The sequence below is a fragment of the Nocardiopsis exhalans genome, from assembly GCF_024134545.1.
Taxonomy (GTDB): Bacteria; Actinomycetota; Actinomycetes; order Streptosporangiales; family Streptosporangiaceae; genus Nocardiopsis; species Nocardiopsis exhalans.
Genome location: NZ_CP099837.1, coordinates 6868285 through 6893291, shown reverse-complemented (window position 1 = coordinate 6893291; position 25007 = coordinate 6868285). Strand labels below are relative to the sequence as shown.

The following is a 25007-nucleotide window of genomic DNA, read 5'->3' as shown; positions in this document are numbered from 1 at the left end:
TCAGGGGGTTTCGGGTTCGCGGGGGTGGGAGTCGGCGGCCCGTTCGGCCGCGCGATCGGCCGCTTCGTCGCGTTTGCGGAACAGGTAGGGGATGTAGAGGAAGCCGAAGACGCCGAGGGCGATCCCGGTCACACACACGCCGATCCACCAGCGTTCCGAGGCGGGCAGGCCGTCCCCCATGACGAGGAGCACGACGAGCGCGATCGCCCACGCGACCGTGCCGATGGCGGCCGGGACTCGGTAGTCGCTCTCGTGGACTTCGGGGTCTGGCTGGCGAGGTTTGCGCACGGTTCCAGGCTATCCGCTGCTCCGACAGGGGAGAGGAGGACACCTTCGGGCCCGTGGCCTGGGGGAAGACGAGTTGGTCACATCCAGCAGGCGGATCATCCGACCATATGGTGTTTTCTCTGAAACAGATGTGAAACACGTGGCTCGTGTTGTATGAAGATGCAACTAATCTGGCGCAGAATCCTTGTTGTCCGGTAACACGACCAGGTCAGGCTGACGACGTGAACGCACCAACGCCATCCCCCACTGAGTCCAGAGAGCCCAAGGGCTCCATGGACCGCTTCTTCAAGATCTCCGAGCGCGGCTCGACCTTCGGTACCGAGGTCCGCGGCGGCATGGCGACCTTCTTCGCCATGGCGTACATCGTCGTCCTCAACCCGCTGATCATCGGCACCGCCGAGGACGTCAACGGTGAGATGCTGGGCATCCCCGGCGTCGCCGCGATGACGGCCCTGGTCGCCGCCATCTCCTGTGTGATCATGGGTATGGTCAGCCGCTATCCGTTCGCCATCGCGGCGGGCATGGGCCTGAACGCCGTCATCGCCTACGGCATCGCCCCCTTCATGCCCTGGGCTGACGTCTTCCTCCTGGTCATCATCGAGGGCCTCCTGCTCCTCATCCTCGTGCTGACCGGTTTCCGTACCGCGGTCTTCTCCGCGATCCCGCCCGGCCTCAAGATCGCGATCGCGGTCGGTGTTGGTCTCTTCCTCGCCTTCATCGGGCTGGTCAACGCCGGTTTCGTGCAGGCCGGTGAAGGCACCCCGGTCCAGCTCGGTGACGGCGGCCTCAACGGCTGGCCCATCCTGATCTTCGTCATCGGCCTGCTCCTGAGCATCGCCCTGTACGTGCGCAACGTTCGTGGCGCGCTGCTCATCGGCATCGTGGTCACCACGGTCATCGCCATCGCCGTCGAAGCGGTCCTCGGCGACGGCGAAGGCGGCCTCGGCTGGGGCCTGACCGTTCCCACCCTGCCCACCAGCGTGGGCGACCTCGTCGCGGTGCCGGACGTCTCCCTCCTGGGACTCTTCGCCGAGGGCGGCCTTTCGGGACGCTTCTCCGACATCGGCGCGGCCACCCTCGTGATGCTGATCTTCACCCTGCTGCTGGCCGACTTCTTCGACACGATGGGCACCATGGTGGGTGTCGCCCAGCAGGCCGGCCTGGCGGACGAGGACGGCAACATCGAGGGCAGCCGCGAGGTCCTGACCGCCGACGCCATCGGCACCCTGCTCGGTGGTGCGGGTTCGGCCTCGGTGGCCACCGTCTACGCCGAGTCCGCCGCGGGTGTCGGTGAGGGTGCCCGGACGGGTATCGCCCCGATCGTCACCGGTGCGATGTTCCTGATCGCGACGCTCTTCACACCGCTGGTCACCCTGGTGCCCTTCGAGGCCGCCACCCCGGTGCTGGTCATCGTCGGCTTCATGATGATGACCCAGGTCACCAACATCAACTTCAAGGACCCGGCGATCGGCATCGGTTCCTTCCTGGCGATCATCATGATGCCCTTCACCTACTCGATCGCCAACGGCATCGGGTTCGGTCTGCTCGCCTTCGCCTTCGTCATGCTGGTCACGGGCCGGGGCCGCCAGGTGCACCCGCTGCTGTGGCTCATCTCGGTGGTCTTCCTGATCCACTTCGCCGAGGCGCCGATCTACGCGCTGATCGGCTGATTCCTCCCTGAAACGGGGACGTGCTCCGGCACGGGCCCCGTTACGGGGAATGCGCGGCACGGTGAACGGCGTTGACTCGGATGATGAGTCAACGCCGTTTACTTATGTGCCCCCGAAACCACGTCCCGGTGGCCGCTTCCGTCCTTCCCCGGCCCGCCGCCGCCACGGGGAGGGACTGATGCGCCGTGTCGCGATGTTCCGTTCCCTGTCCGTGCGCAACTACCGGATCTACGCGCTCGGCCAGCTGATCTCCAACCCCGGCACCTGGATGCAGCGCATCGCCCAGGACTGGCTGGTCCTCCAGCTCAGCGGCGGCAGCGGCATCGCACTGGGGATGACCACCGCGCTGCAGTTCCTGCCCATGCTCTTCTTCGGGCTCTGGGGCGGCGCCATGGTGGACCGTTTCGACAAGCGCAAGCTGCTGATCCTCACCCAGGCCAGCATGGGCGTGCTCGCCGTCGGCCTGGGAGTCCTGGCCGTGCTCGGCGCCGCCGAGGTCTGGCACGTGTACGTGTTCGCCTTCGGCCTCGGCATGATCACCGTGCTGGACAACCCGGGGCGCCAGGCCTTCGTCCCGGAGATGGTCGACCGGGACCTGCTGCCCAACGCCATCGCCCTGAACAGCGCCAGCTTCCAGCTCGGCCGGGTCACCGGGCCCGCCGTCGCCGGTGTGCTCATCGGCCTGGTCGGCAGCGGTCCGGTGTTCATGATCAACGGGCTCTCGTTCGCCTTCACGATCGTCGCGCTGCTGATGATCCGCACCGCCGACCTCAACCCCACCGAACGCCTGCCGCGCGGCAAGGGACAGATCCGCGAGGGCCTGCGTTACATCGGGGGTAGACGCGACCTCGTCCTGCTGCTGGTGCTGGCCGGCTCGGTGCAGTTCTTCGGCGCCAACGGGCAGACCCAGATCGCGCTCATGGTCAACAACGTGTTCGAGGCCGGCGCCGAGGCCTTCGGGGTGGCCGCCGCCGCGCTCGCGGTGGGCGCGCTGGCCGGCGCCCTGCTGGCCGCACGGCGCGAACACCCGCGACTGAAGCTGGTGCTCATCGGCTCGATGGGCTTCGGTGCCGCCCAGCTCGTGGCGGGGCTGATGCCGGGCTACGTGGCCTTCGTGCTGGTCCTCGTCCCGATGGGCGTGCTCTTCATGACCTTCGTGACCACGCTCAACGCCACCTTCCAGATGAGCGTCGACCCGCAGATGCGCGGTCGGGTGATGAGCATGTTCCTGCTGGTCTTCATGGGCGTGGCCCCGATCGGCGCCCCCGTGGTGGGCCTGATCGCGGACGTCTTCGGTCCGCAGGCCAGCCTGTTCACCGGTGGTGCGGTGACCATCGTGGTGGTCAGCGTGCTCTCCGTGCTGCTGATGCGCACCAAGGGGGTCACGGTGCGCGACCTGCTGCCCCGGAGACGGCGCGGACCCGAGCCTGAACGGACGGGTTCGCGGTCTGAGCAGCGGGTTTCAGGCGGTGACCACCCGGGTGACCATGGAGACGGAGCTGACCGCGAGCAGCACCAGCACGGTGCGGCGGAACAGCTCGGCGTCCAGTCCGCGAAAGAGGCGCTCCCCGGCGAAGGTCCCGATCACCAGCGCCGGGGCACCGAGCAGCAGCAGGGCGCCGACCTACGGGGTTAGCTGACCCCCGAAGCCGAACCCCGCCAGGTCCTGGATACCGCAGGAAGGATGGTCCCATGAGTCTGTTCCTCGCGCTGTGGCCCTCCGACGAGGCCCGCGACCAACTCGCCCGGGCCGTGCGCGCGGCCCGCCCCTCGGACCCGGAGCTGCGCTGGACCCCCGCGCAGGAGTGGCATCTGACCCTGGTCTTCCTGGGAGCGGCGGGGGAGACGCCCTCCGGACTCTCCGCCGCACTGGAGCGGGCCCTGGTGGGACGGCCCGCCCTGGACCTGGCCCTCGACGACTGGGACACCTTTCCACAGCGGCCACCGGAGCTCCGGTCCTCCGGAGGCAACGGCCCCGGACAGCGGTCCTCACGGGGCGGGGTCCCCAAGCGTCGAACCTCCCGAGGCAACGGCCCCGAGCACCGGGCCTCGGTGGTGTGGGCCGGGGTGCGCGGGGAGGGGCTCCGCGAGCTCGCGGACTCCCTGGCCGAGGCCGCACGCGCCGCGGGGGTGCCCGTCCCGTCACGCCCCTTCGTGCCGCACGTCACCCTCGCCCGGGCCAGGCCGTCCCGGGACGTCACCGACACCCTGCGCCTACTCGGCCCAGCGCCCACCGCGGGCTGGCGGGCCGACCGGATCCACCTGGTGCAGAGCCGCCCGGCAGGGCCGGACCGCTACCGGACCGTTCGGACCTGGGGACTACCCTGGGGGAGCGAATCCCAACGAGACCCGGAGCGGGGCACGTCATGAGCATGCTCACCAACAACCGCAAGCAGCGCTGGCTGCTGCCAGTGGTGCTCTGACCTGCTATAACAGCTCTCTGTCCGCGTCCGGGATCTTGTCGGAAGATCCCAAGTCGCGATTATTTGAGACAGAGTCTAGCCCCTTAAGACGCCGCGAGTGTTGCAAACCGTGAGCAACCACCGCGCTCCGGGACTAGTCCGACTCCAGGAAGTCAGAGATGGGAAGTGGCCCATCAGGGCGAGTCTCACGCTCGTCCCACCACGGTGTTCCACCAAACGTCTGATCGCATACCTGGTTGGCGGCATCCTTACGGGCAACATCCGTCGGCACTCCCACGTCACGGAGTTCTTCGCCGCGCCGGTCTACCTCCTGAACGTAATGCAGTCCGAACCTCGCTAGCCCGGCCTCTTCGTCCGGTCGGTCGATCGTGCCGCATAGCCGGTACTTCTCACCGAGTTCGTAGCTGTTCCACACGTCGGACAAGATTTGGGCGTGCTCAGGGGTTAGCGAGTTAGCGACGGCACGACGGTAGTCAAGGTAGGACCACAGCAACCCGAGAGCGGCCACGCCGACTATGCCTAGGACGATAAGTTTCCAGGCGGACCTTTTCTTACGAGGCGGCACGGGGGGTCCTGGGGGATTCTCGCTCATGGGGCCATGATTCCAGGGTTACCCGTGGCCCACGTCCAGGACGTGAACGTCAATCCGTTGGCAAGTCTGTGACCAGTGAGTTTGCAGGGGCGTGCCGCGCTTCGTGCCGCTCGTGCCGTGTTTGTCGCCGGAGCTGCTCCGGCGTCCCTACGCGCTCCGCGCGCGGCGGAGCCGTACCGGCCACGGGCAACGGCACGAGGACAGCGGAGCGTCCGGCAGAGCAACGGCAACGGCACACAAGCCTTGCCGCGTGCCGTGCCGCTCCGGCAAGCGTGCCGTCTGCCGTGCCGCTTGCCGCTCCGCTCCGTGCCGTTTGCCGTCCGCGAACGGCAAGCCCCGCGCGAGGTTTGCGGCAAGGGAGGCGAGGAAGCGGCCGCGCGGAGCGCGTGCCGCACGCCCAGGACGTGAACGGCACACGAGCTGCACAGCTGTGACCAGTGATTTTGTCGGATTTGCCGCGCAAGTTCCCCGGAGCGTGCCGCGCTTCTTGCCGCTTGCCGGGGCTTGCCGTGCCGCTCGTACCGTGCCGCTTCGGCAGCGGCAAACGTGCTGTTTCGAGTTGAGCCGCGCTGCTCAATTCAAGGGCCCAAAAATTCACGCGAACACTTAGCCGGTTCCGGAGACATAACTAGGGGGAAGCGTCCCGACCTTCGGAGGCACGCCATGGAACAGACACCACTTCCCTCTTCTCTGCAAGCCAGTATCGCGCGGATCTACCGGTGGGCCCTTCGCGAGGTCACCGAAGCCCGCGCGGTCCCGGAGAACTACATTCGCGAGTCGGTCGCGCTGTCTCGCGAGGTGTTCGGCAACGCGGTAGCGGAGCTACTCGCTCAAGACGCGGCGGAGACCTTCGCTCGGATGTTCGCGGCCGTGGGGTGCGCGCGTCGCGGGTGCGCCAACGATGCGACATTCACGGATGCCACTTTCTACGAAGAGTCGTGGTGTTCGCGAGGTTGCCGACAGTGGGAGCGGCGGAACCGCGTCCGCGAACAGTGCGCGGCGGAGCGGGAGCCCGTCGCGGCCTAGCGGGTCGCGGCCGGAGCGGCTGCCGTCGGATCGCGGAAAAGCGGCCTGATCAGGGATTTTGGTCTCTGGTTGGGTCGCTTCTTTGTTGGTTACGTTTTATTAGATGACTAACCAGGGAGCCATGTAAACACATAAAAGATATAAGGGTTAAGGCAACCGCCCGGTCAGCAACATCCCTATTTCGTTACACCCCTAGGAGACTCCACATGTTCATGTATACGGGCGAACTTCCCCGCTGTTTGGCCTGCTCTTCCGAGCTAATCGGGAAACAAGAATCTTGGTGCTCGGAGCGCTGCCGCTCCGCGTTCCGTACCGGGGCACACCTCCGCGTCCGCACGTGCCGCTTCTGTAACGAGAAGCTTCACGACGGCAACCCCGGGAAGGAGTGCCGCACAGGCTCCCCACGAATGCCCGATGATCCGGGTTACAGCAAGAGGGACGAACGTCGCGACGACAACGCGGATGTGTTCCCGGGTGACGAATGTTGGACTTTGCAGAAAGCGGACATGCGCCGTGCACTGGAAGCACAACAGACGATTGACTCGCCGCTGTGCTCCCACTGCGGCGAGGAAGGCGAATACGCGGGTATTGGCCGTCATCGCAAGTACTGTTCTGACCGCTGCCGCGTGGCCGCGTACCGTGCTCGTAAGCGCAAGGTACACGCGGTGCCCAAGGTGGCCTAGAAAGCCACAGGATCAATTCTGGCGGCCGTGCCCTGCTCGGACGACTTCGGGTAAGGGTGTGGCCTTTCTGTGCGCCCACGGGGCAAATGAGATCTTTGGGCGGGTGGCGTTGGCTAACTTCGCTAGTTCGGTAGTTCCAAACCGGTTTTCGCCTGCAATTCGCTGACCAGCGCGAACACCCGGAGACATAACTAGAGAAGAGGCCGTTTTTCGGCTTCCTTGGTCGTTGCCCCGGCCGCCTGTGATCTTCCCTGTTCATCAGGGTTCCGGGGCTGTACCCGCGCGTAGGGGCAACTGCGCAGCGGGTGCAGCCCTTTTTTTCGTTTCTGGGGGATTTGCCCATGACCAACACTGCCGACAACAAGGTTTGTGTCCGCGAAGGCTGTACGAACACCGTCTACCGCAACGAGCGCGGCAGACCCCGGGCCTACTGCTCAAGGTCGTGTCGCCAAGCGGCTTACATGCGTCGCCGCGAAAACCTCGCGCGCTGACCGGCAGGAATCGCAACATCAACCATGGAGAGCTAACCATGACCACGAACACCACCACCGCCCCGGAGCCGCCGGAGCGCGGCAGCGAAGAGGCGGCCGCGAAGCCGGAGCCTTTCAAGCTGTCAGACGCCGAAATCCAGGGAATCGTCAACGCTACCGGCGTCCGGTCGGACCTTGTTTCAATGGTGCGCGGCGATTCCTACGATGAAGTGAAGACCAATGCCGCGAAGCTGGCCGACATGCACCCGGATAGCACGGTGGATCCGACAAAGCCGTTCCCACATAAGCACGAGCCGTCCAAAATCGGAATCGAGTCCGACGAAGTGAGTCCGAAGGCCATTGCGGCCGCGATTTGGCGACGTCTCGGGTATGGGTCCGCGAAGAGGGGAAAGTAATGGCGAAGTCCACGTTCCATCCGGACCCTATCCATCCTAGCGGCGGTGGGATTGTCACGGACAGCACCCCGGTCATTTCCGGGGAAGACCCGCTCACCGCTGGAATGACGGACGCGGAAAAGCGGGACCTTGACCTTGCCGAGGCCCGAAAGATGCTCGCCGCTCTCAAGGGCGCGGCCTTCGAGATTCCGACTCTCGGGAGTCTGGTTAAGCCCTTCGAAGACAGGCTTGAGCGTGCGGACCGATTCCACCTGGACGCGGAGGATGCCGACCGCGCTGTCACGGACGCTAAGCGCACCCGAGACGCTCACGAGGCGGCCGCTTTGAGGGTCCCGAACGGCAATCCCGTAGCCACAGCGGCCGGAGCGCAAAAGACGCTGGACGAGGCTCTCAAGCGCGCGGAGGACACGAACCGACTCGCGAATACGACCGTGATGATCGCTCGGAACGACGCTTTGGCCGCGCGGACACGTATCCGCCGCGATTATCGCGCCAACGCGGACCGGCTGACCCGGGAGCGGCTCCGTACCTTCGAGGCGGAGCGCACGGCCGCTATCGAGGCGGTCCGCGAAGCACAGCGACGAATCCACCGTGCCATGTCGGCTTACGGGGTCGTCCGAGGCATGGCGAATCAGCTTCCCGAAGATAACCACATGCGAACCCTGGTTTCGCGCTCTCGATTCGATCCCTCCGCGCGGCGTTCCGGGTCCAACCAGCCGACGCTAGAGGCCGTGCTACAGCAGCTCGAAACGGTGCCTAGCCGGTTTGGCTACGGCGACGATAGGGCCCCACGGGCTTATCCGGTCATTGGCGCATCCTTTGGCGAAGCGGTGAAGATCGCTACTGAGGAATGCGCAGCCGCGAACAGCGACAGCGAGTAGTCCATTCTTTCCGCGTGTCGTTTTCTCGGCGCGGGATTGGGGGCAGGGTGTGTATCACTCCGGGACCCTGCCCTCACCTGTACCTAGGGGGCATTATCGTAAGCCCCCTATAATTGAAGGGACCCACCATGCCCCGCCTTATTGCCCCGACCAGTGCCACGTGTGAGCGCGTCACGTGCGACGCTCCGCTGCTGTCTATCGGACATTCCATGAAGTCTTATTGCAGTGCGGCGTGTCGCGTGCTTGAGAAGGTCGCGACAGCGCTCGTGAATGTGAAGAGTGTTCCGCATGGCCGCGACCATGCGCGCGATGTTGAGTTCATCACGCGCATTATGCCAGTGGGAAACGTCGCGCCTGTTGTGCTGTCTGACAATGAGTTCCGCCGTCTAATGAACATGCGCGACTTCTATTGCAAGCGAACCTCGCGCGGCCGACGACGGAGCCGGGACACCTGACACCCCGGCAAGGCTGTGACCTGGGGGGTGCCCCCCTGACCTGGGGGAACGCGCGCCGGAGGGGGTTAGCGATTTTCTGGCTCTGCGCATGCGGCGGATCCCGGGTTTTCCGAGAAACGTAAGGTTGTGAAGACGGTGAGTGATCACCACGCGGCCTCCATGCGGCTGCTCACCAGCTATGAAGCGGAGTACGAATTAGACGAGACACAGCGGGCCGTGCTGGCACTAGCCGGTGAGCACTTGGGCGCGGCGGAGCGACTGGACGAGGCCGTGCGCGAACACGGGGTCATGGTTCCCGGCTCTGCCGGACAACTCGTGGTGAACCCTGCCGTGGCGGAAGCACGTCAGCAGCGGGCCGCCGCGTGGGTTGTCCTCCGCGCCTTGCTCCCGGCGGACGCCGGGACGGATGCAGCCAGCCTTGGACAGGCGGACAGCGGCCACGCCATGCGGTCCCCGGCCAGCGTCCGGGCGGCCCGTGCGGCTACCGCTCGTTGGGACCGGGCGAGAGCCATCGGAGGTGGTGCGGTATGAGACCCCTCCGCCGGAGGACGATCGGTCGTGAAGCTCCACCCGTGCCAGTGCCGGACGTGCTCCCGCTATATCGAGCACTCTTCCCGGAGCTGGGGGTCTCGCCGGACACCCCGACTGTTCAGCTCCATGCCGCCGTGTGCGAGGCCGCTACGACATACCTGCGTTCCGTGTGGCCTCCGGCAGAGTGCGCATGCCCGGAGGGCTTTCCAGTCACTCTGGTGACCGTGGCGGATGGTTGGAACGCTGCGGACGAGTACCGCGCCATGGTCGAGTAGGGCCGTTGGACGCCACACGGGCCAACGGAGCCCTCGGATACCTTTTCAAGAGGTGGCCGAGGGCTCTCTGTCCTCTACGTATTTCTGGACAGATCCGCCACCGCGAATTGTGCATAGAAACCTTCAGTGGCCGATATTATTTTAAGCCCGGATGTGTTAATTAAAATTAGGCAATCGCGAGTTCTCTGGCTATTTTGCTAGCCACTCCGAATCTTTTTTCTTCCGCTGAACTTCCATGATTTTTTCATAGGTTTCCTCAACTTTCCCTTCTCCTTTAAGGGTCTTCTGGAGGAGTGCCTTAATTATGACTTCTGCGTCATACTTGGGCATCCCCTTGACCTCCCCAATTCCCAGCTCTGATCTAGCAAGCGATACAAGGCCCTCCTCGCGCATGCGCTGCGATGCGAGGAGGAGCGTGAGAATGTTTCTCTTTTCTTCTGAGAGCGGCCCGGGCTCTCTAGCGATACTTACACAACTCCTTGTTGACTCGAAAAGTTCGATAGCTGCGCTTGCCGTGGCGAAGTTATCAACAGTAAGTCTCAGTCTAGAAGTGAGCGCATCGAGCTCTCGCTGGAAATCCAGGAGATCTTCATTTTCGGAAAAGTCTTCCGGTGGGCTCTTTGATATTCTTGGCAGGCACGCTATGCGAATTCTAGAAGAAAGAGATACAATCTTCCCGACCGTCTCTAGTCGGTCTTCGATGAACTTTTTTTCTCGCTCATTTTCCCACGTGCGTCGAAGGTTTTTCGATGTTATGTAGGAGGATATAATTACGCCCCCGAGTGCTGCGAGGGCTGATATTAAGGCTGCAAGTATTGTTGTCCACATGCTTACATAATGACACTAGTTGGCAAGTATTTCACGTACTTCCGGAACATCCTGGTAGTTTGCAAGTCGTGAGAGCACGACCTGGACACGGTACGAAGCCCTTGCGGAGGCCACATCCCCGGACAGTTCGATCACACGAGCCGCGACGCGCGCGGCTTCCTCCGGTTCGTTCGCGTCCGCGTAGGCCACGGCAAGCCAGGATTCATACAACGCCCGTTCCCGCGTGGACGTGACCGGATATCCCCGGAGGACGCGGGAGAGAAGGGGAACGGCGCGGAGGGGCCGCCGGAGTTCCGTGTACACCCTCGCGTCCATCACCTCTAGCTCTGCCTCGTTCACCCAGTAAGCCCACTCCGGAGCGTCCCCACTGTCCTCCGCTAGTGCCTCGTGAGCGGCCCCTAACGACCGCATAGCGGCTTGCGCGTCTCCGGCTTTGGTGTGGGCCCACGCGGCCCGGTCATGGAACAGTGCCCGTGTCTTCCCGGGAGCGTCCGGCCCGCCTTCCGCCACGGCCGCAACGGACAGCGCGGCCCCGTCGGCAACGCGGCCGTTGTTCACGAGGTGGTATCCGAGCGACCCGGCGAGTTGCGCGGCAAGGGCCCCGTCCCCGGCTTCCCTGGCCGCGTCCAGCCCGAGACGGTACGTGGCTTCCGTGCGAGGGTCTGCCGCGTCGGACGCTACCCATCCGGCTATCTGCGCAAGCTCCCCCACGGCTCGCAGTAGCTCCCGGCGGACGGCGTTCGTGTGCGTGGACTCCCGGAGGACCCGAACGGCCGCGTCCAGTTCGCGGAAGGCGGGCCCGATCAGGTCTCCCCCGGCTAGAACATCGTCGGCAAGGCGGAGCCCGTGAGCACGGGCCGCTAGGTCGTCGGCTGTGCTCTGCCCGACCCTGCTTCCGTTCCGCGCGGACAGCGGAGCCACAGCGTTCCCGAGCGGCAGGAGGGACGACAGGGTGTCCGCCGCATCGGGCCCCGTGTCGGCCACAGTGGCCATTTCCAGCCGCTCCCGGGGGACCTTGAAGACCCGTGCGAGGTAGGGGAGCCAGAACCGGGGCACGCGCTTGCCGCGCTCCCATCGGGACACGTCGTTTCGCGTGACCGTCGGGTGTCCGGACGCTTCGCACAGAGCAGCGGCAAGGCGTGCTTGAGACCAGCCGTGCGAGGTGCGCAGACGGCGGAGCATGGCGGGCAACGGTTCGGGGGTCATGTCCCCATTCTGACCCGCTGGCCTACAGCAGGGCCTACAGTCCGGCTACTCCGCGCGCAGACAACGCGGAAGACGCTAGGGGCATGGTTAGAACACGGACGGGATCAGGCGACGAAGGTTCCTTTGCCGCGAACCGTGTAGACAAGGCCGCGTTCTCGGAGTTCCTTGACCGCGCGTCCGGCGGTCATGCGAGCAACGCCGTAGTTGGCCGCTATGTCGATCTCCCCGGGTATGCGCTCATCGGCCTTCAGCTCTCCGGCTTCGATACGGGCAGCGAGGTGGTCAGCGATGACCACATACACGAGCTTTGGTCCCCGTGGGTCGATATGCGGCATTTCCGTGCTCATACTTCCACAGTAGAGCGCCATGACCTGCATGGATACCTATTGAGCCTTGATAGGGCTGGTTATGCACCACTAGGGCACTGTAGGGTTGTGGTTTCACAATCAAACAGAGTGGCCCGGCGGGTGCTGGTAACACCCCCGGGCCCGGACGAACAAACGAGGTGTTCGCCGTGGGCTACGTTATCGCCCTTTTCGCCGTGCTCGCACGGCTGTTCCGCCCGACGCGCGGGGCTCACACGAGCCCCTTCAGCGCGCTCCGCGAACTCGCCTTCGAGGCGCGTCGTATCCGCTCCGGCCGCGTTCGCCGTTACGCGCAGACGCTCCCGGCGGCCGACGGCCGCGAGGTTCCCGTTCCGCTCGTGCCCGCTCCGCGTCGTCCGGCCGACGACTTGCCCCGCACGCTGCTTCCCGTCCCCCGGGACTACGTGCCCGTTGTGGACACGGACGCCGTTCCCGAACCGGCCGACATCGTGCGCGGCTTCTACCGCGAACACGAAAGGAAGGAAGCCCTTCGGCGTGCAGACGCTTCGAGGTTGGGCGTTGCCGTGCTCTCCGAGATCGCTTCGCACCGGGCGGAGGTCGCCTAATGGCCACGTGCGGACTCACACGCTGGCATCCGTTCAACCGTGCGGCCGCTCCGTCCCGCTCGTGCGTGCTGGACAGCAGGCATAGCGGACTGTGCCGCGACGGATGGGGAGGCGTCTTCGAGGGGACCGCTCCGCGTCCGCGTGCTCTCGCGCCCGAAGAGGTTGACGAATACAACCGCGCCACGCGGGAGGAAGACCTCCGCACGTTTACCGACAGCGAAGTCAAGCCGTGCCCGGCTAACGGGTGCGCGTTGCTAGCGGACCACACGGGCCCACACATGAGCCTTGAAGCAGAGGAGTTCAACGACATGACCACGGACGAAGCCCAGACCACCAACGGGACCGTGCTCCCGGCGGAGGCTATGGCCGCGCAGGTGTCGCGGCTGCTGGCGACGCCGGGGCTTCCGCCGCGTGCTGTCGCCACTCTTCGCCGTGCTGACAGCGCCTTTGGTCTGTTGGATGCCCTCTTGAGGTCCGGGGCTCCGATTCCGGGATGCTGGCGTGTGGACAGCGACGCGGAGAACTACAAAGCCCGGTACCTGACGGACGTGTATGACCGGCTCTCCGAAGCCCTCCGCGAAGACGGCGGAGCCCCGCACGCCTTCGCCGCGCTCCGCTCCGCGTGCCAGGAATGGAAGGCTCTAGACGCCGCGCTTCGTGCTGGATCACCCTTGCCGGAACCCTGGCAGCGGTAGCGGGTAGCCGCTCCGCGACGCGGTAGAAGGCAGTAGAGCAAGGCCCGGAACCTAGAGGGTTAGGTTCCGGGCCTTTGTGTTGTCCGTAGGGGTTACAGCAGTTGGTCCCCGGGTGAGTACTTCGCGTGTGCTTGCGCGGCCCGCACAGCGGCCCCGGACGCGCCGTAGCGGCGGAGCATAGCGGTAGAGGTCCACCCCGCGAGGTACATCAAGTCTCCGTCATTGCCGCCCGCAAAGCGGAACTCGTGCGCGAACTGGTGGCGCAACTGGTGGGGGAACACGTGAGGAACTCCAACGCGCTTGCATCCTTCGGAGAGCATCAAGCGGACCGCTTGCGCGGACAGGCGGCCGTTGGAGCCGAGCCACAGCGCGGGGTTGTCCGCCTGCGGGAACCGGGCTCGTGCGCGCAGGTACCGGCGTAGGGCCGCGCTTGCGTGCTTGCCCAGCGACACCACACGTTCCCCGGAGCGCTTCGCTCCGCGAACCGTGATGCGGTTGTGCGCGGGGGAGAAGTCCGCGAGGTTCATGCCGAGAAGCTCGGAGACGCGAACCCCGGTGTCCAGAAGAACCGTGATGATCGCGCGGTTCCGCATAGTCAGGAACCGTGTGGACCACTCGTGCCGTAGAAGGGCGTGAATGGTCGCGGGATCGACCAGCGGGACCGGGACCTCTTCGGTACGGGGCCGGTCCACCTTGTCCATGGGGTTGCGCGTGATCTCTTCTTCCGCGAGTAGCCACTTACAGAACGATCCGAGATCGACGTAACGCCGCTGCACGCTGGACAACGCGGCTCCGGCAGCGCGCTCCGCCGCGAGGAAGCGCGACATGTGCCGATGGGTGAGTTCGGAGGGGTCCACGTCCCCGACGAAGCGGGAGAGCTTGCGGAGCGTTTGCCGGTACGCGCGCACCGTGTGTTCGCTCACGTCGCGTAGGGACAGACTGTCGAGATAATCGGCAATCAGCGATTCCAGAGACGTCATGAAGTGCCGCCCTCTTGCGGTTGTTGGCGACTTCACGGACGCGGGACGAGAGCCGCCCGGCGGGGCCGGACCGCTACCGGACCGTTCGGACCTGGGGACTACCCTGGGGGAGCGAATCCCAACGAGACCCGGAGCGGGGCACGTCATGAGCATGCTCACCAACAACCGCAAGCAGCGCTGGCTGCTGCCAGTGGTGCTCGGTTCGATCATGCTCATCGTGGTCCTGGGCGCCGTCTTCGGCTGAGTCCCGGCCACTCACCGGACCGCTTGAGGGCCATCCGTCCTTCCTCCTTCGTGCTGGTTTCCCTGGGCGGCGCGGCACCGGTGTGGGCCCTGAGCGGTGTGCTCGCGCTGTGCGGGTTCGCCGCCCCGATGAGCACCCGCCTGCTCCACCTGGCCGGGGACGCGGACACCGAGGCCGTCGCCCTCTACGAGCAGCGGCTCCAGGCGGTTCGGGAACGCATCGACGCGCTCACCGCCACCGCGCGGCGCCTCGAACGCCACCTGGCGTATCACCCCCTCCGAGAGGGTGTCGAGGCGTAGCGGCCGTGGAGGGCAGTGGTCACTCTTCCGGCTCACCCGTGCCGCGCAGCGCCCGCGAGCCGAGTGGTTTTGGACGAGTGGTTCCGGACCGGCCGGACAGCGATCCCGACTCAGGCGGAGGCGGAGGCCAGGGCGACCGCGTGCTCCACGAGCGCCGCGTTGTCGTGCGCCTCCGTGCCGTCGGGCAGACGCATGGTGTCCTCCAGCCCGATCCGGATGTCCAGCCCCTCCTCCAGCGCCTGGGACAGCATCGGCCAGGCCGTCGCGTCCGCGCCGTGCAACATGCGGGGAACAGCGACCTTGCCCCGGTCCAGCACGCTCATGATCGCCGCCGCGTTGCGCTGTGCGTCCTCCACCGCCACCTGGGTCGGCTCCACCAGCACCGCCGCCACCCGCACCCTGGTGGCGACCAGGATGCGGGCCGCGTCCACCGTCCACACCCCCGCCTCCACCGCGACCCGGCGGTCGCCCAGCAGATGGATCAGGTCCACCGAACCCGCCTCGTGCAGGTTCACCGACACCGAGTCGGGTAAGGACGGGGACGCCCATCTCTGCACCAGGTCGTAGCGCCGCCAGGGGTCGGACTCCGCCGACAGCGACGTGGTCAGCGACACCGGCACGTCGGGGCCGTCCGCGCGCATCCGTTCCATCAGCGCTGCCACCGCCTGCGGTTCCAGGGACTCCGCGCCCCCGGCGTCGCGCGGATGGATGTGGACGGCGGTGGCGCCCGCGGCCACCACGGCATGGGCGTCGGTGACGAGCTGGTCGACGGACACGGGCAGGGCGGGGTGCGCACCCGGACGGCGATCACCGTTGAGACAGGCGACGATCCTCATGGGGTCTCTCCTTACGGCGCTCTGTAAGCCGAATGTGCCCGCTCGCACCCGGGTGCAAGCCCCCGGGCGCTCCCCCTGGCAGGATGGCGGTCATGAGAAGACCTCTGGCCCTCGCCGCGGCCGTCCTGTTCGCCCTCCTTCCGGCGGTACCCGCCACAGCCGCTCCCATGGACCCCGAGGACGGTACGGGGGGACGCAACTACCCGCGCGGGGGTGAGGGGCCCGAGGGGTCGGAGATCGTCTTCAACTTCCAGGACGAGCGGATCGCGGAATCCAGCGGCCTGGCCCCCTCACTGTGGCACGAGGGCGTGTGGTGGACGCACAACGACAGCGGCGACTTCGCCGCCGAGGTGTACGCGGTGAACGAGGAGGGCGAGACGGTCGCGACGGTCGCCCTGAACGTGGAACTGAGGGATTGGGAGGCGATCAGCGTCGCCCAGGGCCCCGAAGGCGAACCGGCCGTGTTCGTGGGTGACATCGGCGACAACTTCGGCGGCAGCTGGCCCAACATCCGGGTCTACCACTTCACCGAACCCGAGGTCCTCAGCGACATGGTCCTGGACCCGTCGGTGCTCACCTTCACCTACGAGGACGGCGGACGTGACGCCGAGGGTCTGATGATCGACCCCCGTGATGGCCGCCTGTACGTGGTGTCCAAGGAGTTCGCGGGCAGTGTGTACGCCGCCCCGGAGAACCTTGATCCGGTCGGCGAGAACGTCCTGAGCCGGGTCGACTCCGCGCCGCTGTTCGCCACGGACGCCGCGTTCAGCCCGGACGGCACCCGCTACGCCATCCGCACCTACTGGGGTGTGACCCTCTACGACTCCACCGACGGCGTTCCGGGCCGCTCGGTGGGCTCCTTCGACCTGCCGGAGATGGAACAGGGCGAGTCGGTGGCCTTCACCCCGGACGGCACCGCACTGATGGCCGGGACCGAGGGTATGAACTCCCCGGTCTGGCGGGTCCCGCTGGAAGGCGATCAGCTCCCCGACCTCGCCGCCGAGGCCGACGAGGACGTGGCCGACGCCTCCCCGGTCTCGGACGGGGAGGACACCGACGAGGGCGGATCCTTCGGCGCCACGCCGCTCATCCTCGGCGGAGTCGCGGTCGCCGCCGTCCTGATCGGCGGCATCGTCCTCCTGGTCCGCCGCCTCTGAGCCGGGAGCGCGGGCTGCGAAGGCCCGACCGGGGTCTCGCACGCGGGCGCACGGGACCCCGGGCGATCCGCTCCCGGTGCTCCTTCGGCTACTTCTCGGGCTGCGGGTCCAGGTAGTGCTCGCGGCACAGGAAGGCGTGCCGGGAGAAGTCGGAGAACACGCCGTCCACGCCCGCGTCGAAGAAGGCCTCGTACTCGGCGGCGAAGCCCCCGTAGTCCTTGGGGTCGCCGTCCGAGCGCAGGTCGGTGGGCAGGAAGTGGTTCTCGCTGCGGAACGTGTAGGGGTGCACGACCAGACCGGCCTCGTGGGCGTCCTTGACCAGGTCGGTGGGCTCGCCCAGGGAGCCGTCCTCGTTGGTGGGGATGACCAGGCTCTTGTGCGGGCCGATGGCGTGCGCGAACGCCGCCACCTCGGCCAGGCCGTCCGGGGTCGTGTAGTGCAGCCACTCGTCCTCGGTGCCCATCAGGTACACCAGCGGAAGACCGGTCTCGGCGAGCTTGCGCAGGCTCTCGGCCTCGAAGGACTGGAGGAAGACGGGGACCTTGGGCTCCTCACCCACCAGCCCGGCCTCGCGCAGCGCGGCGATCAGCGGGGGTTCGAGGTCCAGGCCCTGCGCCACGTGGTGGGCCGGGTGCTTGGTCTCGGGGTAGATCCCGATCGGGCGGCCCAGCTCCTCGGTGAGGGAGAGGGCGAGCTCGATGACCTCCCGCAGGGTCGGGATCTCGTAGGTCCCGTCCATCACCGCGTTCTCCGGGCGGACCTCGGCCATCCGCTCACGGGCGCGCAGGGTCTTGATCTCGGCGAGGGTGAAGTCCTGGGCGTAGAACCCCTCGACCTCGCGGCCGTCGATGGTCCGCGTGGTGCGCCGGTCCGCGAACTCGGGGCGGTCGGCCACGTCCGTGGTCTCGCCGATCTCCTGTTCGTGGCGGCAGATCAGCTGGCCGTCCTTGGTGGCGACCAGGTCCATCTCGATGAAGTCGCCGCCGTGGCGGGCGCCCAGCTCGTACGAGGCCAGGGTGTGCTCGGGCCGGTGACCGGAAGCCCCCCGGTGGGAAATGATCTTGATGGGGAGTTCGGTCTTCTTGTTCCTGCGCACAGTGGAACCGTCCTGGGAAACGATGATCGGAAGAAGGAGAAGGAGGCCGACCCACGCGCGGCGGGTCGGCCTCCATTCTCCAACGTCCGCGGACCGATTCAGGACGGCCTCGCGGTGGGCTCGCTTACGAGAGCTTGCCGAGCACGTGGTCGATGCACTCGGTGAGCGCGTTGACGTCGCTGGGCTCCACGGCCGGGAACATCGCCACGCGCAGCTGGTTGCGGCCCAGCTTGCGGTAGGGCTCGGTGTCCACGATGCCGTTGGCGCGCAGCACCTTGGCGATCTGGGCGGCGTCGACGTCGTCGGTGAAGTCGATGGTGCCGACCACCTGGGAGCGCTGGGCCGGGTCGGTGACGAACGGAGTCGCGACCGGGGAGCGGTCCGCCCAGTTGTAGAGGATCGAGGAGGACTCGTGGGTGCGCGCCACGGTCCACTTGAGCCCGCCCTGGCTGTTCATCCACTCCAGCTGCTCGGCGAGGAGCAGCAGGGTGGCCACGGCCGGGGTGTTGTAGGTCTGGTCCTTGGCGGAGTTGGCCACCGCCGTGGTCAGCGAGAAGAACTCGGGGATGTAGCGGCCGCTCGCCGCGATCTCCTCGACCCGGGCCAGGGCCCTGGGCGACATGACCGCGAGCCACAGGCCGCCGTCCGCGGCGAAGCTCTTCTGCGGGGCGAAGTAGTAGACGTCGGTCTCGGCGATGTCGACCGGCAGGCCGCCCGCGCCGCTGGTGGCGTCCACGAGCACGAGCGCGTCCTCGTCGGCGCCCGCGACCCGCTTGATGGGCGCGGCCACACCGGTGGAGGTCTCGTTGTGGGTGAGCGCGTACACGTCCACCCCGGCCTCGGCGACGGCCTCGCCGTGGGTGCCGGGATCGGTGGTGATGACCGTGGGCTCGTCCAGCCAGGGGGCGCCCTTGGCGACCTTGGCGAACTTGCTGGAGAACTCACCGAAGGCCAGGTGCTGCGACTTGGAGCGCAGCAGGCCGTGGGCGGCGATGTCCCAGAAGGCGGTGGTTCCGCCGTTGCCCAGGACCACCTCGTAGCCCTCGGGCAGGGAGAAGAGCTCGCTCACCCCGGAGCGGACCCGGCCCACCAGGGACTTGACCGGCTTCTGCCGGTGGGAGGTCCCCAGGTAGTGGGAACCGGACGCGGCGAGGGCGTCGAGCTGGGCCGCGCGGACTTTGGAGGGGCCGCTCCCGAAACGGCCGTCGGCGGGCAGCAGGTTCGCGGGAATCTGAATCTCGGTCACGTCGACCAGCGTAGTGGTGGGCATCGCGACGCCGCCGGTCAGGGCGGCAATTGGCGTCGTGAAATCACGTGACCGTGTCAAAAATTTGTCACATTAGCGGTGTTATGGCCGGTATGGGCCAGTCTTAATTCCGGCGAAAGGGATGTAACCCGGGTGTCTTTTGCTGTCTAATGGGCCAGCTGTCGGGGGGCGAGCACAACACGAGTGTGGAGGGATGTTCCGAGTGTCCGACCAGACACCCGAGGCCCAGGACGAGCGGACGGCCAAACCCGCGTTCCTCCGGGTCTTCGAGGACCTGCGCCGACGCCGCTCGCGCTCCAGCTACGCCAGGCTCCGCAGGATGGAGCGCAGGGTGGCCCGGCGCCGCCCCGCCGGGAAGGGCAAGCTCCAGCGGGGCGACATCGCCGAGCCCCCGCCGGTCCTGGACCTGGTCACCGAACGCCGCGCCGACCGGGCCGCGGTCCAGCGCATGCTGGTGCGCGCGAGCGCGGTGGGCCCGGTGTGGCTGCTCCCGGAGGGCGTGTCCGCAGAGGAGGCCCCGGAGGCCTCCGAACCCCGCGACGCACCTGGCGCCCCCGATGCCGGAGAACGCCGGTTCGCCGAAGTGCCCCGAGGACGCCGTGGCGCTCCCGCCAAAGGCCGGGGGACGCGCCGGCCCTTGTGGACCCGCGCAGCGGACACCACGGTCCCGCCACCGCCGCGACCGCCCCGCGCGGAGACGGACCAGGACACGGCACGGGCCGCCGAGGACGCGGACACCGACGTCACCACCAAGGAGCTGTACGAACTCCTGGAAAGACTGGTCGACGGCGGGTTCGCGTGGATGGACGACCCGCCTGAGCCGCCGCGCGGACGCAAGCCCCCGCCCCCGCCCCGCTTCTCCCGGGTCCGCTCCCTGCTGTGGCTGCGGCGCTGCAATCCCAAGAGCATCCGGGAGTGGCTCTCGGAGGGGGAGACCGCCCCCGAGCACGGCACCCTCCCGAACACCAGTGAGGCGCAGGCAGCGGTCATCAACGCACTGCGTCGGGTCAGGCTGGAGAGCGCGCGCAGGCGTCGGGACGACCTCGTGGAACGCGCGAGCCGGGCCGCCGACGAGCCGGGGTCCGCGGTGGCGCCCGGCCGGTGGGAACTGGCCCGCAGCCGCTTCGTGGTCTACTGGCGCAACCTCGCCAGCAGCGCGGCCAGAACCTCCCGCCTGGTCACCCTGGCCTCGGGGAAAGCCACCTTCGGCTTCCTCGACGAGAAGGTCCTCACCCCGCTGGCCTTCGTCGTCTCCCTGGTGGTCGCGGCCGCCCCCTTCACCTTCGCCTTCGTGGGACTGGCCGCCCAGCAGGTCAACGAGCTGGTCTCCGTCCTGGTCGGCGCGCTGCTGGTCACCGTCTACCTGCTTACCGTGTTCTTCTTCTTCCTCCCCTGGCGCCCCTACCTGTGGCTGCACCACCACCGTTACCTCCTGGACCAGCAGGGCCGGGACAGCTTCGAGAACAGCACCGACCAGGGCTTCATGGGCCGCCACCGCGCCCGCGGTGTCCACCTCCTCAACCAGCTCAACAACCCCCAGCAGGACCAAGCGCGGATCAACGAGCCGGGAGGCCCGCCCGGTACCCACAAGATCGCGGTCAACGCTCTGTTGGACGACCTCCACCGGGCCTACGGGGCAGGCCGTCCAGGCCTGCGACGTCGGACGGGGGCCAGGCCGGTGCTCGTCTACGACCAGCGGCGCCTGGACCGGGTCGGCCGCTACCTGGTCTGGCTGATCGAGTCGGAGCGCCTGCGCCGGGCCTTCCCCGACCCCCTGCTCCTGGTCCAGGTACGCGATTCCGAACTCCCGCCGCTGGTGGACGGCTCCATCGACGCCGCCCGTAACGGGAAACTGCCCGAGCTCACCGGCACCGTGAGCCGTGAAGGCGGGGAGGAGACGTCCTCGCCGGTTCGGGAGTGGACCCTGAGGCGGTACCTGTCCGGAGTGCTCGGTACCGAACGCGTCATCACCCAGTACGTCGGGCCGCTGCCCGGGGACGGCCGGGGGCACACGCGGCGCGGGACCCCCGAGTGGGTGCTGAACGGGCCGACCCTCGCCGGGGCGTGGGCCGCCGGTGCGGCGGGAACGACCGCGGTGCTGGTCCTGTTCGGGATGGTCTTCCTGCCCACGGTGGCGCAGGCGCGCAACCCCTGTGTCCAGGAGGGGGTCTGGCAGCCCGCGGGCATCACCAGGGTCGGCGACCAGTGCGTCGGCGTCACCTTCGGCGACTTCGTGTTCCACGAACGCCTGACCGAGGTCACCGAGCTCATCCACGAACAGAACCGGGCAGTCGACGCGAGCGGAGACCCCTACGTCACCATCGCCCACCTCGCCGAGATGGACGTCGCCGACCCCGAGGACCCCTCCATCGCCGGTGCCCAGGGCGAACTCCTGGGGCTCGCCTACCAGCAGCGTGAGCACAACCGGATCAAGGACGCCAGGCACCCCAGGATCAAGCTGCTCATCGGCAACGCCGGCCGGGGATGGGAACACTCCCTGGTCGCCGCGCAGGAGATCGTGGACCGCGCGGGTGACGAGAGGCTCGGGATGGACCGGCCGATCGCCGCGGTCGGGTTCGGTCACAGCGTCGTGCCCAACAGCCGCGCCATCCAGAGGGTCGGCGAGGCCTCGCTCGCCATGGTGGGCACCACCGCCACCTTCGACGACGTCGCCCAGTACGGCGCCCGCGAACACAGCGAGTTCTACTTCCCGGTCTCCCCGCCCAACAGCCGGATCGCCGTGCAGGCCGCTCACTGGGCCCGGCACGGGGTGGCCTGGAGCGGCGCCGACGGGGTGGAGCACGGGTTGGAGGCGCACGAGACCGCGGTGGCCATCGCCAGCGGCCAGACCGATGCCGAGGGCGGGGAGCACGAGCAGTACGGCCCGCACCTGGCCCGGGAGTTCATCGCGGCCTTCCAGGCGCGCGGCGGACAGGTGTGGGAGGGAGCCGGGGAGCTCGACCGCGGGGAGTACGACGGCGAGGGGGTGCTGCTCTACCAGAGCGGCGACCTGGAGACCGACACCACCTACGCCGAGCAGCTGGAGCGCCTGTGCACCCACGAGAACCCGCCGGACCTGCTCTACTACGCGGGCCGCTCCGCCGACTTCACCGAGTTCTACCGCCGGTTCATCCGGACCGGCGGCGAGGACTGCGTCGGCGGGCACATGACCATCCTCGGCGGTGACGACATCTCCAAGTTCGTCTCCGACGAGGAGGGGCTCATCGGTAGCAACGCCGCGCACCACTCGGTGTTCTACACGCCGCTGGCGCCCAGCGGCCCCTGGGGCGCACAGGGCGGCACCGGTGGCGACGCGGGCGGCAGCGACCAGGGGTTCTACGACGACGTCAACGCCCTGCTGCGGGACCTGTACGCGGAGGAGGACGAGGACGGCGACGTGAGCCTGGCGCCCAAGAAGGACCTGCCCTCCATCGCGCACGCCGCCGTGGCCAGCGACGCCCTCCTGGTGGTCTCCGAGGCCCTGCCCACCACCGGGCTGAGCAGGGAGGAGCTCTCGGCCAGGAACCCGCTGCGCTGGATCGGCCTGGACCGGCACCCCTACCTGCGCACCCAGGAGCAGTACGAGGAGCAGCGGGACCTGCTGCACGGCAGGGTCAAGGGCACCCGCAACCTCACCGGGGTCTCCGGCTACATCGCCTTCGACGCCGAGAACGACGGCAACTGGTTCGACGGCCGCATGGTGCAGCTGGTGCTGGTGGGCCCGGAGGTGGTCAACCCCGAGACCGACGACCGGCAGCGCCAGCACGTCATCCAAAGGTGCGGAATGCGCAACGCCAACACCGTGGAACCCGGGGAGCAGTGTCTGCCCGTGGTCTCCGGAGACCGGTGAGGGCCCGCGTGAGAGTATGCGTCCTGTGGACCACCAGAACCCTGCCGAACTGCGGAAACCGTACATGGGCGAACCTCTGCGCCGCTCGGCCCTGGCCGAGCACCCGATGACGCAGTTCCATCTGTGGTTCGGCGAGGCCTACGACTCCGGTCTCGCCGAACCCAACGCCATGGTGCTGTCGTCGGTGGAGCCCTCCGGCATGCCCCGTTCGCGCACGGTGCTGATGAAGGGCTACGACCGCTCCGGCCTGCGCTTCTTTACGAACTACACCTCGCGCAAGGGGCAGGCTCTGGACGCCGACCCGCGCGCCTGCCTGGTCTTCCCCTGGCACGCGATCCGGCGGCAGGTCCTGATCGCCGGCCGGGTGGAGCGGCTCAGCGACGAGGAGAACGACCTCTACTTCGCCTCCCGCCCGCGCGGCTCCCAGCTGGGCGCCTGGGCCAGTGAGCGGCAGTCCCAGCCGGTGGCCGACCGGACCGAGCTGGACCGCCTCTTCCACGAGTTCGACTCGGTGTGGCGCGCGGACGAGCCCATTCCCAGGCCCGCCTACTGGGGCGGTTTCCGGCTGGTCCCGCAGGAGGTGGAGTTCTGGCAGGGCGGCGAGGACCGCATGCACGACCGCTTCCGCTACCTGTGGCTCGACATCGGGGGTGAGTGGGAGATCGAACGCCTCGCGCCTTGAGAGGCCCCGCTCCCCGAGGACGCTGCCGAGCGCCGTTCGGGAGGGCCGGCAACGGACGATCCGATGAATCCGCGCCCCCGATCGAGGGTGATGTTGGTCGCGTCGTACGTGAGTTCGGGAGATGACGGGTCCTCCGGGGGCTCCCGCAAGGGTCTTTCGGATACTTCACGTTTCAACCAGCTAGCCTGTAGGCCTGTGACCTCGGGCCCTTGACGGCTTCGGGGTGTGCGGGCGGGCTGTGTCCGTATAGTGAGACAGTGCCGAAATCCATGCCCGGCGCGCCACGATATGCTTGACGAATCGGTGGTCGCTCCCGCGGTCCTGCGGACGCCCCGGTCCCCACTCGGTCCCAGGGAATCACGTGGTCCCGGCCTGTGTTGTGAGAGACCTGCCGTGCCCGCACGTGACCGCGCGTCGGGCGCAGAGCCTTGGGAGGGGAGTCTTGACCGCACACGGGCTGATCGACACCACGGAGATGTACCTCCGTACGGTCTTCGAGCTCGAAGAGGAGGGCATCGTCCCGCTTCGGGCCAGGATCGCCGAGCGCCTGCACCAGAGCGGGCCCACGGTGAGCCAGACCGTCGCCCGCATGGAGCGCGACGGCCTGCTGAAGGTCGAGAACGACCGCCACCTGGTGATGACCGCCGAGGGTCGCAGGCTGGCCACCCACGTCATGCGCAAGCACCGGCTCGCCGAGCGCCTGCTCGTCGACGTCATCGGGCTGCCGTGGGAGGACGTCCACATCGAGGCCTGCCGCTGGGAGCACGTCATCTCCGAGGCCGTGGAGGAGCGTCTGGTAACGCTGCTCAACGCCCCCTCGGTGTGCCCGCACGGCAACCCGATCCCCGGCCTGGAGGAGCTCGGCCTGGAGGGGTACGCCCCTGAGCCGTTCACCGACGACTCCATCGTCCCGATGATCGACGCGGCCTCCAGCACGGAGACCACGGTCACCGTGCGTCGCATCAGTGAGCAACTCCAGCCGGATGCCGACATCATGCTCACCTTGCGCAAATCCGGGGTACAACCGGGGCAGGAAGTGGTACTCCGGGCTTCGGACGGCGGAGTGCGCGTCATCGGCGAGGGCGAGGACACCGAGCTCCCCGCCGGCGTCGCCGGGCACATCTTCGTCGCCAAGCCGTGAAACGTCCATACACGTTGATTGGTTGCTCATCGGGATTGTCTCATTGCGCTGCGGGAACGTTGACGGTGTTGCTACGCTCGCCCCA

Annotated in this window: 24 protein-coding genes; 15 read left to right on the top strand and 9 right to left on the bottom strand. The window is 67.4% G+C overall.

Annotated features, from left to right (window positions below):
* Entirely contained in the window at nt 1-288 is a 288-nt protein-coding gene (locus NE857_RS30580) for a DUF2530 domain-containing protein (RefSeq protein WP_017582747.1), read from the bottom strand.
* Between the two features lie 221 nt (nt 289-509).
* On the opposite strand from NE857_RS30580, the gene NE857_RS30575 reads away from it, so the two are divergent.
* From NE857_RS30575 to NE857_RS30565, 3 genes are all read left to right on the top strand, one after another.
* Entirely contained in the window at nt 510-1958 is a 1449-nt protein-coding gene (locus NE857_RS30575; protein ID WP_254418740.1) for an NCS2 family permease, read from the top strand.
* 178 nt (nt 1959-2136) lie between these two features.
* On the top strand, nt 2137-3594 hold the full coding sequence (locus NE857_RS30570; protein ID WP_254418739.1) for an MFS transporter: 1458 nt from the start codon (nt 2137-2139) through the stop codon (nt 3592-3594).
* A gap of 56 nt (nt 3595-3650) precedes the next feature.
* A complete protein-coding gene (locus NE857_RS30565) occupies nt 3651-4328 on the top strand; it encodes a 2'-5' RNA ligase family protein (protein ID WP_254418738.1) in 678 nt (225 codons plus the stop codon).
* Nucleotides 4329-4514: 186 nt separating this feature from the next.
* Here NE857_RS30565 and NE857_RS30560 read toward each other — a convergent pair whose 3' ends face one another.
* On the bottom strand, nt 4515-4973 hold the full coding sequence (locus NE857_RS30560; protein WP_184366440.1) for a hypothetical protein: 459 nt from the start codon (nt 4971-4973) through the stop codon (nt 4515-4517).
* 663 nt (nt 4974-5636) lie between these two features.
* Here NE857_RS30560 and NE857_RS30555 point away from each other — a divergent pair.
* The 5 genes from NE857_RS30555 to NE857_RS30535 all read left to right on the top strand — a co-directional run bounded on the left by NE857_RS30555 (nt 5637) and on the right by NE857_RS30535 (nt 9435).
* Nucleotides 5637-5999 carry a hypothetical protein gene (locus NE857_RS30555; protein WP_184366439.1) on the top strand — a complete coding sequence of 121 codons (363 nt, stop codon included), beginning with the start codon at nt 5637-5639 and terminating at the stop codon, nt 5997-5999.
* Nucleotides 6000-6406: 407 nt separating this feature from the next.
* The gene (locus tag NE857_RS30550) at nt 6407-6682 is read left to right on the top strand and encodes a DNA gyrase inhibitor YacG (protein WP_184366438.1); all 276 of its coding nucleotides are present in this window, start codon (nt 6407-6409) and stop codon (nt 6680-6682) included.
* Nucleotides 6683-7211: 529 nt separating this feature from the next.
* Nucleotides 7212-7568, top strand: a complete 357-nt coding sequence (locus NE857_RS30545) for a hypothetical protein (protein ID WP_254418737.1) — start codon at nt 7212-7214, stop codon at nt 7566-7568.
* The gene (locus tag NE857_RS30540) at nt 7568-8449 is read left to right on the top strand and encodes a hypothetical protein (protein WP_254418736.1); all 882 of its coding nucleotides are present in this window, start codon (nt 7568-7570) and stop codon (nt 8447-8449) included. Before NE857_RS30545 ends, NE857_RS30540 begins: the two co-directional genes overlap by 1 nt.
* A 590-nt stretch (nt 8450-9039) precedes the next feature.
* Entirely contained in the window at nt 9040-9435 is a 396-nt protein-coding gene (locus tag NE857_RS30535; protein ID WP_254418735.1) for a hypothetical protein, read from the top strand.
* 464 nt (nt 9436-9899) lie between these two features.
* Here the strand turns inward: NE857_RS30535 and NE857_RS30530 are convergent, their stop codons facing one another.
* From NE857_RS30530 to NE857_RS30520, 3 genes are all read right to left on the bottom strand, one after another.
* Nucleotides 9900-10538, bottom strand: a complete 639-nt coding sequence (locus tag NE857_RS30530; RefSeq protein ID WP_254418734.1) for a hypothetical protein — start codon at nt 10536-10538, stop codon at nt 9900-9902.
* 15 nt (nt 10539-10553) lie between these two features.
* Complete coding sequence (locus NE857_RS30525) at nt 10554-11744, bottom strand: NsdA family TPR-like regulatory protein (protein ID WP_254418733.1); 1191 nt, start codon at nt 11742-11744, stop codon at nt 10554-10556.
* Nucleotides 11745-11848: 104 nt separating this feature from the next.
* Nucleotides 11849-12091, bottom strand: a complete 243-nt coding sequence (locus NE857_RS30520) for a GntR family transcriptional regulator (protein ID WP_254418732.1) — start codon at nt 12089-12091, stop codon at nt 11849-11851.
* 167 nt (nt 12092-12258) lie between these two features.
* On the opposite strand from NE857_RS30520, the gene NE857_RS30515 reads away from it, so the two are divergent.
* Together NE857_RS30515 and NE857_RS30510 are read left to right on the top strand one after the other, a co-directional pair.
* Nucleotides 12259-12675 (top strand): hypothetical protein, encoded by a 417-nt coding sequence (locus NE857_RS30515; RefSeq protein ID WP_254418731.1) that lies wholly within the window; start codon nt 12259-12261, stop codon nt 12673-12675.
* Between the two features lie 278 nt (nt 12676-12953).
* Nucleotides 12954-13370, top strand: coding sequence for a hypothetical protein (locus tag NE857_RS30510; RefSeq protein WP_254418730.1), 417 nt, complete (start codon nt 12954-12956; stop codon nt 13368-13370).
* A gap of 92 nt (nt 13371-13462) precedes the next feature.
* On the opposite strand, the gene NE857_RS30505 is transcribed toward NE857_RS30510, so the two are convergent.
* Nucleotides 13463-14350 carry a tyrosine-type recombinase/integrase gene (locus NE857_RS30505; protein WP_184366432.1) on the bottom strand — a complete coding sequence of 296 codons (888 nt, stop codon included), beginning with the start codon at nt 14348-14350 and terminating at the stop codon, nt 13463-13465.
* Between the two features lie 267 nt (nt 14351-14617).
* Between NE857_RS30505 and NE857_RS30500 the strand changes: the two genes are divergently transcribed.
* The gene (locus NE857_RS30500; RefSeq protein WP_254418729.1) at nt 14618-14893 is read left to right on the top strand and encodes a hypothetical protein; all 276 of its coding nucleotides are present in this window, start codon (nt 14618-14620) and stop codon (nt 14891-14893) included.
* Between the two features lie 110 nt (nt 14894-15003).
* On the opposite strand, the gene NE857_RS30495 is transcribed toward NE857_RS30500, so the two are convergent.
* Nucleotides 15004-15729: a 3-keto-5-aminohexanoate cleavage protein gene (locus NE857_RS30495; RefSeq protein WP_254418728.1), complete on the bottom strand. Its 726-nt coding sequence runs from the start codon at nt 15727-15729 to the stop codon at nt 15004-15006.
* 92 nt (nt 15730-15821) lie between these two features.
* Between NE857_RS30495 and NE857_RS30490 the strand changes: the two genes are divergently transcribed.
* A complete protein-coding gene (locus tag NE857_RS30490) occupies nt 15822-16886 on the top strand; it encodes a hypothetical protein (protein ID WP_254418727.1) in 1065 nt (354 codons plus the stop codon).
* A gap of 88 nt (nt 16887-16974) precedes the next feature.
* Here the strand turns inward: NE857_RS30490 and NE857_RS30485 are convergent, their stop codons facing one another.
* A complete protein-coding gene (locus NE857_RS30485) occupies nt 16975-17982 on the bottom strand; it encodes a glycerophosphodiester phosphodiesterase family protein (RefSeq protein WP_254418726.1) in 1008 nt (335 codons plus the stop codon).
* A 124-nt stretch (nt 17983-18106) separates the two neighbouring features.
* Nucleotides 18107-19252: a phosphoserine transaminase gene (serC, locus tag NE857_RS30480; protein ID WP_254418725.1), complete on the bottom strand. Its 1146-nt coding sequence runs from the start codon at nt 19250-19252 to the stop codon at nt 18107-18109.
* A gap of 199 nt (nt 19253-19451) precedes the next feature.
* On the opposite strand from serC, the gene NE857_RS30475 reads away from it, so the two are divergent.
* The 3 genes from NE857_RS30475 to NE857_RS30465 all read left to right on the top strand — a co-directional run bounded on the left by NE857_RS30475 (nt 19452) and on the right by NE857_RS30465 (nt 24922).
* Nucleotides 19452-23099: an ABC transporter substrate-binding protein gene (locus NE857_RS30475; protein WP_254418724.1), complete on the top strand. Its 3648-nt coding sequence runs from the start codon at nt 19452-19454 to the stop codon at nt 23097-23099.
* A gap of 25 nt (nt 23100-23124) precedes the next feature.
* On the top strand, nt 23125-23781 hold the full coding sequence (pdxH, locus tag NE857_RS30470; RefSeq protein WP_254418723.1) for a pyridoxamine 5'-phosphate oxidase: 657 nt from the start codon (nt 23125-23127) through the stop codon (nt 23779-23781).
* Nucleotides 23782-24223: 442 nt separating this feature from the next.
* Entirely contained in the window at nt 24224-24922 is a 699-nt protein-coding gene (locus tag NE857_RS30465) for an iron-dependent transcriptional repressor DtxR (RefSeq protein WP_254418722.1), read from the top strand.
* Nucleotides 24923-25007: the final 85 nt, after the last annotated feature.